The following is a 14,634-nucleotide window of genomic DNA, read 5'->3' on the forward strand; positions in this document are numbered from 1 at the left end:
AGGAGGACAAGATTTGTCTAAAGTAAGATTGTACGAAATCGCGAAAGAGCTGGGGAAAGAAAGCAAGGAAATTGTGGCGCGTGCAAAAGAGCTTGGTATTGAGGTAAAAAGTCATGCCAGCAGCGTGGAAAGTGAAATAGCAACACGTATCACAGCTAGCTTTTCTCAAGCAGCAGCTCCTAAAAAAGAAACGACTCAAAAGCCGACTCAATCGTTGCCTAAAGAGCAACCGTCAGCTTCAACGGCAGTGAAAGAAACGACCGAGGCTGAGAAGAAAGCAGAGCAGAAGGCAGTAGCTCCGACGCAAAAGTCGGAAGTGGAAATGAAGTCGGCGCCTGCAAAACCAAAAAGTCGTAATTTTAAGGCTGAACGAGAGGCAAGAGCAAAAGAGCAAGCAGAACGACGGAATAAACAGCGAGACAATCGTCCGCAAAAACAACAAAATGTTGAGAAGCGAAATCGAGAAGAGCGCAATCCGCGTAATGATCGAAACAACCAAAACCGAAATGGCCGTGGGAATCGTGGCGAGCAACGTGACAATCGCAATCATCGCAACCAAGATAATCGTCGTCAAGAGCAAAATCGTTCACATGCTACAAATCAAAATCGCCCTCAAACGAATCAAGGACCACGCATTGATTTTAAAGCACGTGCAGCAGCTCTGAAAGCTGAACAAAATGCTGAATATGCTCGTGGTAGTGAAGAACGTTTCAAACAAGCTCAGGCTGCGAAAGCAGCTCAACGCGAGCAGAATAAACGGAAAGAACCTGTAGAAGAATTATTTCAAGCAGCAGCTCCTATCGTGGAAGCAACAAAGCCAGCTCCACAGCCCCAAGTTGCTCCTGAAGCGAGTCAAACTCCCGCAGTTGATACTCGTCGGAAAAAACAAGCTCGACCAGACAAGAAACGCGATGACTTTGATCGTGAAGAAGATGGTCCAAGAAAACAACAAAAGAATCGAAGCAGTCAAAATCAAGTGAGAAATCAAAAGAATAGTAATTGGAATCATAACAAGAAAAATAAAAAAGGCAAGAATAATCGGAACAATAACCAAACTCCAAAACCAGTTACAGAACGCAAGTTCCATGAATTGCCTAAAGAATTTGAATACACAGAAGGTATGACCGTTGCAGAAATTGCAAAACGGATTAAACGTGAACCAGCCGAAATTGTCAAGAAACTCTTTATGATGGGGGTTATGGCAACGCAGAATCAATCGTTGGACGGCGATACTATTGAACTTCTGATGGTAGATTATGGCATTGAAGCACATGCTAAAGTTGAAGTCGATAATGCAGATATCGAACGTTTCTTTGTGGATGATGATTATCTTGATCCAGATGCCTTGGTAGAGCGTCCGCCAGTTGTGACCATCATGGGACACGTTGACCATGGGAAAACAACACTTTTGGATACCTTGCGTAATTCTCGTGTTGCTACAGGTGAAGCAGGTGGGATTACACAACATATTGGTGCTTACCAGATTGAAGAAAATGGTAAGAAAATTACCTTCCTTGATACACCAGGGCATGCGGCCTTTACAAGTATGCGGGCACGTGGTGCTTCTGTCACAGATATCACGATTCTTGTCGTAGCAGCAGATGACGGGGTAATGCCTCAAACAATTGAAGCGATTAACCACTCAAAAGCAGCAAATGTACCAATTATTGTAGCGATTAACAAGATTGATAAACCAGGAGCTAATCCCGAACGCGTTATCAGTGAATTGGCTGAATATGGCGTTATGTCAACTGCTTGGGGCGGTGATTCTGAATTCGTTGAAATCTCAGCGAAATTCAATCAAAATATTGAGGAGTTGCTCGAAACAGTTCTCCTTGTAGCCGAAATTCAAGAATTAAAAGCCGATCCGAATGTTCGCGCAATTGGTACGGTTATCGAAGCGCGCTTGGATAAAGGGAAAGGTGCGGTGGCAACTCTGCTCGTTCAACAAGGTACTTTGAATGTGCAGGATCCAATCGTTGTCGGAAATACCTTTGGACGTGTACGTGCCATGACCAATGACCGTGGACGCCGAGTGAAAGTTGCTGGACCGTCTACACCAGTATCTATCACGGGTCTAAATGAAACACCAATGGCTGGTGATCATTTTGCAGTGTATGAAGATGAAAAAGCAGCGCGTGCAGCTGGTGAAGAACGTGCAAAACGTGCTCTCATGAAGCAACGTCAAGCAACTCACCGTGTTAGTCTTGAAAATCTCTTTGATACCCTTAAAGCAGGTGAAGTCAAGTCTGTCAATGTTATTATCAAAGCAGATGTGCAAGGTTCTGCCGAAGCCTTGACAGCTTCCCTTCAAAAGATTGAAGTAGAAGGCGTTAAAGTCACGATTGTTCACTCAGCAGTTGGTGCTATTAACGAGTCTGACGTGACTCTTGCCGAAGCTTCAAATGCCTTTATCATTGGTTTCAACGTTCGTCCTACCCCACAAGCTCGTCAACAAGCAGAAGCCGATGATGTCGAAATTCGTCTTCACAGCATTATTTATAAAGTCATCGAAGAAGTAGAAGATGCCATGAAAGGGATGTTGGATCCAGAATACGAAGAAAAAATTATCGGTGAAGCTGTTATCCGTGAAACCTTCAAGGTTTCTAAAGTCGGTACCATTGGTGGCTTTATGGTGGTTAGCGGTAAAGTAACTCGTGATTCTAAGGTTCGTGTGATTCGTGATGGTGTTGTCATCTTTGATGGTGCGCTTGCTAGCCTTAAACATTATAAGGATGATGTGAAAGAAGTTGGCAATGGGCAAGAAGGTGGTCTCATGGTTGAGAACTACAATGACATCAAGGTTGACGACATGATTGAAGCCTACATCATGGAAGAAATCACAAAATAAAATATGAATGGAAAAGAGACAGGCTATGGTTCATTAAAGTCTGCCTCAACCTTTTTCTAAAGTAAGTGAAAGGAGATATCATGGCAAATCAATTTCGTGTGGATCGTGTGGGCATGGAAATCAAACGTGAAGTCAATGAAATTTTGCAAAAAAAAGTTCGTGATCCGCGTGTTCAAGGAATTACCATTACAGATGTGCAAATGTTGGGTGACTTGTCAATGGCAAAAGTGTACTACACGCTGATGAGCAAGCTTGCTTCTGAGCAAGAAAAAGCTCAAATTGGTTTAGAAAAAGCCAAAGGAACGATCAAACGTGAATTGGGTCACAACTTGAAGATGTATAAAATTCCTGATTTGACATTTATCAAAGATGAATCCATTGAATACGGGAATAAAATTGACCAAATGCTCCGCGATTTAGAACAAAAATAAAATGTGATTTTAGCTATATCAATATATTTAAAAAGAAAGGAAATTCTATTTTTCTTTCTTTTTTTGATAAAAATGCTAAAAAAGGCTTGTTACTTTTACACTTATCCATTAAAATAGAAAAGGAGATAATCCGCTACATATTTTTCGGAGGGAAAAAGATGTCCATCAATTGGCAGCAAATTATATTTAGCTTTTTAGGCGGTTTAGGACTTTTCCTATATAGTATTAGGATGATGGGGGATGGCTTGCAGCAGGCTGCAGGTGATCGGCTTCGTTATTTTATTGACAAATATACAAGCAATCCATTTTTTGGTGTTCTAGTTGGGATTGGTCTAACAGCTCTCATTCAGTCCAGTTCAGGTGTGACAGTTATTACAGTTGGATTGGTGAGTGCGGGACTTTTAACGCTTAGGCAGGCAATTGGGATTGTCATGGGGGCCAATATTGGAACAACGGTAACCTCTTTTATCATTGGTTTTAAGCTAGGTGATTATGCCTTACCCATTCTCTTTTTAGGAGCAGTCTGTCTCTTCTTTACCAAAAAGCGCTCTATCAATAATATTGGTCGTGTCTTATTTGGGGTCGGTGGGATTTTCTTTGCTTTAAATCTGATGAGTGGCGCTATGGAGCCATTGAAAGATTTAGACGCTTTCCGTGAATACATGATAAAGTTAAGTGGAAATCCAGTCCTTGGAGTGTTTGTAGGAACAGGGATTACATTACTGATTCAAGCCTCATCCGCAACTATAGGTATTTTGCAAAATCTATATGCGAGTGGTTTGATTGAGCTAAAAGGAGCTTTGCCAGTTCTTTTTGGGGATAATATCGGGACAACGATTACAGCGATTATTGCGTCCTTAGGTGCCAATATTGCAGCAAAACGTGTGGCAGGTGCTCATGTAATGTTTAACGTGGTTGGTACCATTTTGTGTTTGATTGTGTTAGGACCATTTACAAGCTTGATTCAGTGGTTTCAAACAGCTCTCCATTTAAGTCCAGAAATGACCATTGCTTTTGCTCACGGAACTTTTAATGTCACCAATACCATTATTCAGTTTCCATTCATTGGCTTGCTGGCTACTTTGGTAACGAAGTTGATCCCAGGTGAAGATGAAGTCGTGAAATACGAGCCGCTTTATTTGGATGTGATTTTGATTAAACAAGCTCCATCGCTTGCTTTAGGAAATGCAAAAAAAGAATTGCTGCATTTAGGAAGTTATGCAATGCGCTCATTTGAGCTAGCTTATGATTATATTGTAAATAACACTGAAAAATCAGCAGATAAAGGGCATAAAACAGAAGAAGCTATCAATAAGATTGATGAAGATTTGACGCGCTATCTGATCGATTTATCCAGTGAGCCTCTGAGTCAAAAAGAAAGTGAAGTACTGACTAATATTCTGGACTCTTCACGCGATTTGGAAAGAATCGGAGATCACGGTGAAGCGCTTATCAACTTGACAGACTATATCCGTCGAAAAAAAGTAGAATTTTCTCCAGCAGCCTTGCAAGAGTTGGAGTTGATTTACAATATGACTCTTAGTTTCATTAAAGAATCTTTAGCTTCTGTAGAAAATAATGATATTGAATTGGCAAATAGTCTGGTGGCTAAGCATGAAGCGATTGATAAAATGGAACGAAAGCTGCGGAAGACGCATATCCATCGCCTGAACAGAGGAGAATGCTCTACGCAAGCAGGCGTAAACTTTATTGATATCATCTCTCACTATACGAGAGTCGCAGACCATGCCATGAACTTGGCGGAGAAAGTGCAAGCGGAACAAATTTAAGATTGAGAAACAGACTGCTGATGTAGTTTGTTTTTTGATGATTTAAAATACGCAAAATAGGTCTATACCATTTACAAAAAAAGAAGAAAGCGGTATAATAAAAGGGACATAATGAATAAATGTGAGAGTGCCTCAAAATATCAATTACAGTTGCTAGAAATTGTAACTTAATATAAACTCTCATCGAATGAAGGAGGTTTTATTATGCCTAAATACATTCAAGCTGATCAATTTTTCTATCCCCACGGTATTCGTCAAGGTGGCTATCTGGAATTGGTCGATGGCAAATTTGGAAAATGGTCCAAGGAAATTCCAGCAGATTCAGATGTGATAGATTACACAGGTTATTCTATTGCACCGGGATTGGTAGATACCCATATTCATGGCTTTGGTGGTGTTGATGTGATGGATAATAATATCGAAGGAACGCTTCACATTATGAGTGAAGGCTTATTGTCAACAGGAGTCACCAGTTTTTTACCGACAACCTTGACCTCAAGTTTTGAATTACTGCTAGCTGTGACCAAAAATATTGGTGATCATTACCAAGAAGCAACAGGTGCTAAGATTCGTGGGCTATATTTTGAAGGTCCGTATTTCACAGAAAAATACAAAGGGGCTCAAAATCCAATTTACATGAAAGATCCTCGAATGGATGAATTTCGTGCTTGGCAAAAAGCTTCAAATGGTTTGCTCAATAAAATCGCTCTGGCGCCAGAACGAGAAGGTGTTGAAGACTTTGTCCGTACCATTACAGATGAGGGTGTAACGGTTGCGTTGGGACACTCAAATGCAACTTTTGAAGAAGCAAAAGTTGCTGTGGACGCGGGTGCTAGTGTCTGGGTTCATGCTTATAATGGAATGCGTGGATTGACCCACCGAGAACTTGGCATGGTCGGAGCTATGTATGAGCTGCCTCACACTTATGCAGAATTGATTTGTGACGGCCACCATGTTGATCCAAAGGCTTGTGACATTTTGATGAAGCAAAAAGGACATGAAAATGTAGCACTTATCACAGATTGTATGACTGCAGGCGGTTTGGAAGACGGAGATTATATGTTGGGCGAATTTCCAGTAGTGGTCGCCAACGGAACTGCTCGTCTCAAATCAACAGGCAACCTCGCGGGCTCTATCTTAAAATTGAAAGATGGACTGAAAAATGTGGTTAAATGGGGCATTGCCAACCCACATGAAGCAGTTATGATGGCAACGCTCAATCCAGCAAAATCAGTCCACATTGATGATGTTTGTGGTCAAATCAAAGAAGGTCACGATGCGGACTTTATCGTTTTGGACAAAGATTTAGAACTCGTTGCAACTTATCTGGATGGTGAAAAACGATACGAAGCGTAAAGATGGAACATTGAAGTATTCATATAGTTTTTTTAGAATCTAGGATAACACCCTAGGTTCTTTTTTGCAGCTTTTTTATAATCAGTATATGTGTATTCCGAACGATGATTCTATAAACAAAATAATTTTATAGTTAAAACTTTATATTTTCTATTTTTTGTATATGTTCATAAAGGAATGTTACGTTTTCATTACAAATGCTGTTTTGTGTGAATATTCAGAAAAATTTACGATATAATAACTTTTAAAAAATAAAAATGAGGAGATTTATATGCAAAAACAGCGTTTTTCATTGAGAAAGTATAAGTTTGGTTTGGCTTCGGTCGTTTTAGGTACATTTTTAGTGATTGGAGCAGCTCAAGTTCAAGCTGAGGAGCAAGTGGCAGCTAAGCCCGTAGTTACACAGGAGACGAACGTTGCTACGACAACAGAAGCGACTACTCAATCAGCAACTGCGTCTGAAAATACAGAATCTGAGGCAGAGAAAACAGATTCTCCAGTAGCCACTCCTGTTGAAACACTGCAACAGACAGCGACTGCTCAAGTTGCCGAAGTGACATCAAGCTCTCCGACTGAAGTGTCTTCCAACACTGAAGAGCAACCAGCTCCAGAAGATACAAGTGCTACAAAGAAGGAAAGTGCACCAGCTTCGCAACCGAAAGCAGCATCGACAGAGGCAGAGTCGACTTCTGTGACGAATTCATCGGCTGCACCTGCTACAAAAGCTGAGCCGGCTAAGACACCTGTGTCAGATGAAGCAAGACCTGCAAGTGTTAGCAGTAATGAAATCATCAAAGTTCCTCAAACCTGGCATCAAGGTTATAAAGGGGAGGGCACTGTTGTAGCGATTATTGACTCTGGTTTGGATGTTCACCATGAAGTATTGCGGATTACAGATCCTTCAAAAGGAAAATACAAAACTGAAGCCGAAATGGAGGCTGTTAAGCGTGCAGCTGGCATTGACTATGGGAAATGGTATAATGACAAAGTAGTCTATGCTTATGATTATATGGACGGTGATGACAATATCAAAGAAAAAGATACGTCATCGCACGGGATGCATGTAACAGGGATTGCTACAGGAAATCCAGATAAGAAAAGTGTTAATGGTGAATATGTTTACGGAGTAGCACCTGAAGCGCAGGTTATGTTTATGCGGGTCTTTTCTGATCGGAGCGGAACTACTAGTTCAGCTATTTATGCGAAAGCCATTGATGATGCGGTTGCCCTGGGAGCGGATTCTATCAATATGAGTCTGGGTTCTTCTACTGGTTCCACTATCAATGCTGATCCAAGCATTGTAGATGCGATTAAACGTGCCCGTGCAAAAGGAGTTTCAGTCCTCATATCTGCAGGGAACAGCAATACTTTTGGATATGGGTATGATAAACCACTAGCAGAAAATCCTGATTATGGATTAGTCGGAAACCCCTCTACGGTAGAAGACTCAATCTCTGTTGCTTCCGTCAATAACACAGTAGTCACAGAAGAAGTCTTTAATGTTCTTGGATTGGAAAACAATGCCGAATTAAATCATGGGAAATTCACTTATGCAGCAGCTGAAACAGAAGGACAGTTTAAAAAAGGAAAAGAGTATGAATATGTAGACGCTGAGCTTGGTCGTGAAGAAGACTTTAGCGGAGTGGATGTCAAAGGAAAACTAGCTCTTGTGCAACGTGGCAGTATTACATTTGCAGAAAAAGCAAACAATGCACTAAAACACGGTGCGACTGGAATAGTAGTCTATAATAATGTCGCAGGTGCGAATGTTACAATGGCTTTGGACGGAGAAGGGAAGAAAAATCCTGCAGTCTTTATTTCCAAAGAATATGGTGAAGCGCTGAAAGCTGGTCAGTATAAGTTAGTATTTAATGGTGCGATGGCTAATCAGCCCAATCCAGAAGCAAAAGAAATGTCTGATTTTTCAAGTTGGGGTGTAACAACAGATGGTCAATTGAAACCAGATGTAACTGCTCCTGGTGGCTCTATCTTTTCATCGCTCAATGATAATACCTATGGCAATATGAGCGGAACCAGTATGGCAGCTCCTCACGTAGCTGGTGTAGCCGCTCTTGTCAAACAGTATTTACTGAAGAAATACCCAGACAAATCTCCTGCAGAAATTTCAGAATTAGTCAAAGCCTTAATCATGTCTACAGCGAAACCGCATGTCAATAAGGAAACTGAAACGTACACTTCCCCCCGTCAACAAGGTGCTGGTATTGTAGACACAGCAGCAGCCGTATCTACAGATTTGTATGTAACGGGCGAAAATAATTATCCTAGTGTATCGCTTGGAAATGTTAAGGATGAATTTACATTTGATGTGACCGTTCACAATCTTTCTGATAAAGATCGGACACTGAAAATGATTGTCAATACGAATACAGACAATGTTAAGGACGGGCGTTTTACACTCACTCCTAGGAAATTAACAGAAACTGTCTGGCCTGAGATTACTGTTAAGGCACACAGTAGTGAACGTGTCACGGTCAAAGTCAATACATCTAAATTTGCAGAAGAATTGACCAAGCTCATGCCAAACGGCTACTTCTTAGAAGGTTTTGTTCGTTTTGTTGATCCAGCGGATGATGGAGATGTAGTTAGCCTGCCATTTATGGGCTTCCGTGGCGAATTTCAAAATCTACCAGCAGCTGAAAAACCAATTTATAATTTAGTCAGAGAAGGCAGGTCTGGATTTTATTACGATGTTCCGCAAGATAAGAGTGTTTCAGCCGGTGACAATGTGAGTGCTATTTTAACGACAGCTAATGAGACCCTTTATTCAACTGGTCAAACAACAGCTCGTAGTCCGATTGTGCTTGGCACGGTGGAAAATGAACAAGGCACAAATGTCTTGCAGTTGGATGCCAATGGAAATGTTCGCCTCGCCTTTTCTCCAAATAATGACGGCAACAAAGACTTGATTCAGTACCGCTCAGTATTTTATCGAAATTTCACCAATCTAACCGCCAGCGTCTATGCAAGTACGGATACAGATTATCGTTCACCAATTTGGAAGAGCAGCAAAGCTTTAGATGGTCGTAAAAATTACTTTGATAGTAAAGGGCCGAAATCTTATGTGGTTGAAAATACCGTATGGGATGGTCGTGATAGTAGCAGAAATGCTGTGAAAGACGGCCTATATACCTATGTAATCCGCTACACACCAGATGTCCCTGGGGCAAATGAACAAGCGGTAGCTTTCCAACTTCAAATTGATACACAAAAGCCAGTCATCACATCAGGTTATATCACAAATACAAATGGAGTAGAAACATTTGTCGCTCGTCAGGTAAAAGATGAAGGGGAGGGTGGAATTCTAAGAAAAAGCCTCTTCTACCTTCAGCCAGATAAAAACAATAGCGTCCTCTATCAAGCTAGAGATGCTTTGGGAAATGTACGCATTTATGAACGCCGTGTTTATATTGCAGCAAATCAAGACGGCAGTTACACTTTGCCAAAAGGTGTAGAAAAGACCAATATTTTCTATTTGGTAGAAGATTTTGCTGGAAATAAAGATGTTATCTCTTTAGCAAAATTAGTAGGAGATGAAAATAGTGGACGAATTCGTGTAGCTTTGGTAGATGCTGAAAGTCATAAAGATTTGGATACGAGCTTTGTATATCGTATCAAAGATGCAAACGGTAACTATGTTAATCTTGATAAAGGAAATGACATCAACTTCTTAGGATTTGGACACTATGTGGCTGAATTGTTCACTTATGACAAAGGCGGTCTAAAACTGTACAGCCCTCAAACGCAAGAATTTGATTTGACAGCTGAGGATAGCTTTAAAACGATTGAATTTTTAGCGAAAGAAATCGCCTATGCTCCATTAAGTGTAGCTTTTGACCAAGCGGTTCCTAAAAATACATCAGTCGTCTTAAAAAATGCAGACGGAGATTTATTGGTATTACCAGTGCAAAAATATGGTCAAAATGCTTTTGGAAAAACGGTTGCAGTAGGTCGTTATACAGTTCTTGTGAAACTTCCTGCGGGTTATGAATTGTGGGATGAAAATCCAATGGTTGAGGTCTTTGAAGGTCAAAATAATCTTCTTAAGTTAGCGGTTATTATCAAAACGCAGCTACTAGCGGCTGTCAATAAACAAGCTAGTCTTGTCGCATCTGCTCAGTATTATAATGCAGCTGCAGAAAAACGCACAGCTTATGATCAGGCTTACGCAGTGGCTCAAGCTGCTGTGGCTGGCAAATTGACTCAAGCTGAAGTGGATAAAGTTTTAGCAAATTTAAATACGGCTTCTAACGATTTGGACGGTAAAGATTCTGATATTGCTTCTGTGAAGCAAGCCATTGCTGCCTATGGTGCTATGACAAAAACAGGACGTTATGCCAACGCTACAGAGAAATACCGTCGCAATTATGACCAAGCTTTCCAAGCAGTTGCTTTGCTGTTAGCACAGGAGCGTGTAACTCAAGAACAAATTGATACAGTTCTAGCCAAATTAAAAGCAGCAGAACAGCGACTGAATGGCAAAGCCACGAACTTTAGCAGCTTGCAAAAGCTAGTGGATAGAGAAGTGGAATTTCAAGCAAGTAACTATCGCTTCATTTATGCTTCTGATGATGTCAAAGCAGCTTACTTAACAGCTTTTGAGCATGCTCAGGCTGTGTTGGAAAATCCAGGAGCAAGTAGGGAAGAAGTGAAAGCAGCTACTGCAAATTTAAGAAAAGCAAAACGAAAATTAAATGGGAAAAGACCCAAAAAGGTTCAAACACTAACTGTTTTGAAAAAAACAAAAGTGCAAGTTGCTTCTAATGAATTAGTTTCTTAATTGAAAGCGGAGGTGGGACGACGAAATCAAATTCTTCGAATGATTGATTTCTGTCCCACACTCTCTTTTTTATCTGCGAGAAATTTCATCAGTATTTCTATTTTACAAAATCTTATTTTCCTGCTATAATAGTTTTTATGAAAGAGGTCTTGTCAGGATACTTTCTAGCGAGTCTGGGATGGTGAAAGCCAGATAGGAACTGAATGAAGATGGAGCTTTCGGTAAATTTTAGTCCTTGATGTTATCTTAAGGCTATATTAACAATGAAGTAATAAACTAGGGTGGAACCGCGTTTTGACGCCCCTATGCAAATCTGTATAGGTATGTGTCAAGTGCAGTTCTGCTTTTTGTTTTGTCAGTCAAATTGAATCACTTGTTGACGCTGGTGTTATTTCTACTATAAACTCAGGTTAGTAAGAATATTATCACAAAAAGAATGGAGTATCTTATGTCGAAGAAGTTAACCTTCCAAGAAATTATTTTAACGTTGCAACAGTTCTGGAATGATCAGGGTTGTATGCTCATGCAGGCTTACGACAATGAAAAAGGCGCTGGTACCATGAGTCCTTATACTTTCTTGCGTGCCATTGGTCCTGAGCCGTGGAATGCGGCTTATGTAGAGCCTTCACGTCGTCCAGCAGATGGACGTTACGGTGAAAATCCTAATCGCCTTTACCAACACCACCAGTTTCAAGTTGTAATGAAACCAAGCCCAAGCAATATTCAAGAGCTGTATTTGCAGTCTTTGGAATTGCTGGGGATTAACCCGCTGGAACATGATATTCGCTTTGTAGAGGATAATTGGGAAAATCCTTCAACAGGTTCTGCAGGTCTAGGTTGGGAAGTATGGCTTGACGGTATGGAAATCACGCAGTTTACTTATTTCCAACAGGTCGGCGGTTTGCCTACCAACCCAGTGACGTCTGAAGTAACCTATGGCTTGGAACGTCTGGCATCTTATATTCAAGAAGTGGATTCCGTTTATGACATTGAATGGGCTGATGGCGTAAAATACGGAGAAATCTTCCGCCAACCAGAATTTGAACATTCAAAATACAGTTTTGAAGTGAGCGACCAAGCCTTGCTTTTAGCTAATTTTGATCATTTTGAAGCAGAAGCGAAGCGCTGTTTAGAATACAATCTCGTCCATCCTGCTTATGATTATGTGCTGAAATGTTCTCATACTTTTAATTTATTGGACGCTCGCGGAGCTGTTTCTGTGACAGAACGTGCAGGCTACATTGCTCGCATTCGTAATTTAGCGCGTATTGTTGCTAAAACCTTTGTGGCAGAACGCAGACGGCTAGGCTATCCATTGTTAGACGAAGCAACACGTGAGAAATTATTGGCTGAGGAGGAATAAAAAATGACGAAAAATTTATTGGTTGAGTTAGGGTTAGAAGAAATGCCGGCTTATGTTGTGACACCAAGCATGAAACAATTGCGCGACAAAATGGCAGCCTTTTTAACAGACAATCGTTTAACTTTTGATAAGATTGAAATGTTTTCAACTCCTCGTCGCTTGGCTGTGCGCGTGTCCAATCTAAGTGAAAAGCAAACAGATTTAACAGAAGATTTTAAAGGACCAAGCAAGAAGATTGCTTTGGATGCAGATGGTCATTTTACGAAAGCTGCGCAAGGCTTTGTTCGTGGAAAAGGCTTGACGGTTGAAGATATCACATTTCGTGAAGTAAAAGGCGAAGAATATGTCTATGTCACCAAGCAAGAAATCGGAAAACCTGTTGAGGAATTGATTGACGGAGTTGCCGATGTGCTGACCTCTCTGAGCTTTCCGGTCAATATGCACTGGGGCACCAATACATTTGAATATATTCGCCCCGTTCATACCCTAACTGTGTTGTTGGATGATGAGTCCTTTTTGATGAATTTGTTCGATATTGAAAGTGGACGGACAAGTCGGGGGCATCGTTTTCTCGGCCATGAAGTGAAGATTCAGTCAGCAGATTCTTACGAAGAGGACTTGCGTAAAGTTTTTGTCATTGCCAGCCCAATGGAACGTGAAAACATGATTTTGGATCAAATCAAAGAAATCGAGAAAATGCATAACGTTCATGTGGAGATTGACGAAGATTTGCTGGACGAAGTGCTGAATTTGATTGAATACCCAACCGCTTTTATCGGGCGTTTTGACGAGCGTTACCTAGATGTACCTGAGGAAGTTCTTGTGACTTCCATGAAAGTCAATCAACGCTACTTTGTTGTTCGCAATGAAAATGGCAAGCTTCTTCCATATTTCGTATCGGTACGCAACGGAAATGTAGAACACCTCGAAAATGTCGTCAAAGGAAATCAGAAAGTGTTGGTAGCTCGTTTGGAAGATGCAGAATTTTTCTGGCGCGAAGACCAACGATTGGTTATTTCTGATTTGGTTGAAAAGTTGAAAAATGTGACCTTCCATGAAAAAATCGGCTCTCTAGCAGAGCACATGGAGCGAACAGCAAAAATTGCAGCCCTTTTAGCAGAAAAAGTTCAGTTATCTAAGCAAGAAATGAAAGACGTAGCGCGAGCTGCAGCTATTTACAAGTTTGATTTGTTGACTGGTATGGTTGGTGAGTTTGATGAGCTGCAAGGTATCATGGGTGAAAAATATGCCCTGCTTGCAGGAGAAAACACAGCAGTAGCTAAAGCTATTCGGGAGCATTATTTGCCAACTGCCAGTGATGGTGAATTGCCAGACACGAAAATTGGTGCCATTTTAGCCATTGCAGACAAGATGGATACGATTCTTTCTTTCTTCTCGGTCGGACTCATTCCAAGCGGTTCAAATGACCCTTATGCTCTTCGTAGAGCAACGCAAGGTGTCGTGCGTATTCTTGATAAATTTGGTTGGCACATTGCTTTAGATGAATTGGTAGAAGAGATTTATGCGCTGCAATTTGACAGTCTCACATATAGCAATAAAGAACAGGTGCTTGATTTCTTCCGTGCACGTATTGAAAAAATGATGGACAGCGATGTTCCAAAAGATATCGTGTCTTCTGTTTTAAATAGTTCAACCTTTGTTGTGCGGGACTTGGTTGAAGCAGCAAGTCGTTTGGCAGAAAAAGCACAAGAAGATTCTTTCAAATCGTCGGTCGAAAGTTTAGCACGTGTCTTTAACTTGGCAGAAAAAGCAGAAACGGCTGGTGTTGTGGACGAGAGTCTCTTTGAAAATGCCGAAGAAAAAGCCCTTCATGCAGCAGTAGAAAACTTAACGTTATCTGATGACTTAACAGATAATATTGAGCAACTCTTCGCTTTAAGTCCAGTGATTGACGCTTTCTTTGACAATACTATGGTTATGGCTGAAGATGAAGCAATCCGAGCAAATCGTTTGGCACTCTTAGCTGCCTTAATGACGAAAGCCAAAAAAGTGGCACAATTTAACCAAATCAATACAAAATAATC

7 protein-coding genes are annotated in these 14,634 nt (G+C 40.9%); all 7 read left to right on the plus strand.

Annotation, left to right across the window (positions count from 1 at the left end):
- The first annotated feature begins 13 nt into the window (after window positions 1-13).
- The gene (infB, locus tag RG565_RS04130) at window positions 14-2,851 is read left to right on the plus strand and encodes a translation initiation factor IF-2 (RefSeq protein ID WP_247936728.1); all 2,838 of its coding nucleotides are present in this window, start codon (window positions 14-16) and stop codon (window positions 2,849-2,851) included.
- Between the two features lie 80 nt (window positions 2,852-2,931).
- Window positions 2,932-3,282 (plus strand): 30S ribosome-binding factor RbfA, encoded by a 351-nt coding sequence (gene rbfA / locus RG565_RS04135; protein ID WP_003043380.1) that lies wholly within the window; start codon window positions 2,932-2,934, stop codon window positions 3,280-3,282.
- Between the two features lie 158 nt (window positions 3,283-3,440).
- Window positions 3,441-5,072, plus strand: coding sequence for a Na/Pi cotransporter family protein (locus RG565_RS04140; protein WP_247936729.1), 1,632 nt, complete (start codon window positions 3,441-3,443; stop codon window positions 5,070-5,072).
- 204 nt (window positions 5,073-5,276) lie between these two features.
- A complete protein-coding gene (nagA, locus tag RG565_RS04145; protein WP_247936730.1) occupies window positions 5,277-6,428 on the plus strand; it encodes an N-acetylglucosamine-6-phosphate deacetylase in 1,152 nt (383 codons plus the stop codon).
- A 271-nt stretch (window positions 6,429-6,699) separates the two neighbouring features.
- Complete coding sequence (locus tag RG565_RS04150; RefSeq protein WP_247936731.1) at window positions 6,700-11,226, plus strand: S8 family serine peptidase; 4,527 nt, start codon at window positions 6,700-6,702, stop codon at window positions 11,224-11,226.
- Between the two features lie 448 nt (window positions 11,227-11,674).
- A complete protein-coding gene (glyQ, locus tag RG565_RS04155; protein WP_003025941.1) occupies window positions 11,675-12,589 on the plus strand; it encodes a glycine--tRNA ligase subunit alpha in 915 nt (304 codons plus the stop codon).
- Between the two features lie 3 nt (window positions 12,590-12,592).
- On the plus strand, window positions 12,593-14,632 hold the full coding sequence (glyS, locus tag RG565_RS04160) for a glycine--tRNA ligase subunit beta (RefSeq protein ID WP_247936732.1): 2,040 nt from the start codon (window positions 12,593-12,595) through the stop codon (window positions 14,630-14,632).
- Window positions 14,633-14,634 lie beyond the last annotated feature (2 nt).

Source organism: Streptococcus sp. IsoGale021, assembly GCF_031142795.1.
Lineage (GTDB): Bacteria > Bacillota > Bacilli > Lactobacillales > Streptococcaceae > Streptococcus > Streptococcus hominis.

Coding starts and splice junctions, on each gene's coding strand:
- rbfA (WP_003043380.1), top strand. CDS start 2,932: ATGGCAAATCAATTTCGTGTGGATCGTGTGGGCATGGAAATCAAACGT.
- RG565_RS04140 (WP_247936729.1), top strand. CDS start 3,441: ATGTCCATCAATTGGCAGCAAATTATATTTAGCTTTTTAGGCGGTTTA.
- nagA (WP_247936730.1), top strand. CDS start 5,277: ATGCCTAAATACATTCAAGCTGATCAATTTTTCTATCCCCACGGTATT.
- RG565_RS04150 (WP_247936731.1), top strand. CDS start 6,700: ATGCAAAAACAGCGTTTTTCATTGAGAAAGTATAAGTTTGGTTTGGCT.
- glyQ (WP_003025941.1), top strand. CDS start 11,675: ATGTCGAAGAAGTTAACCTTCCAAGAAATTATTTTAACGTTGCAACAG.
- glyS (WP_247936732.1), top strand. CDS start 12,593: ATGACGAAAAATTTATTGGTTGAGTTAGGGTTAGAAGAAATGCCGGCT.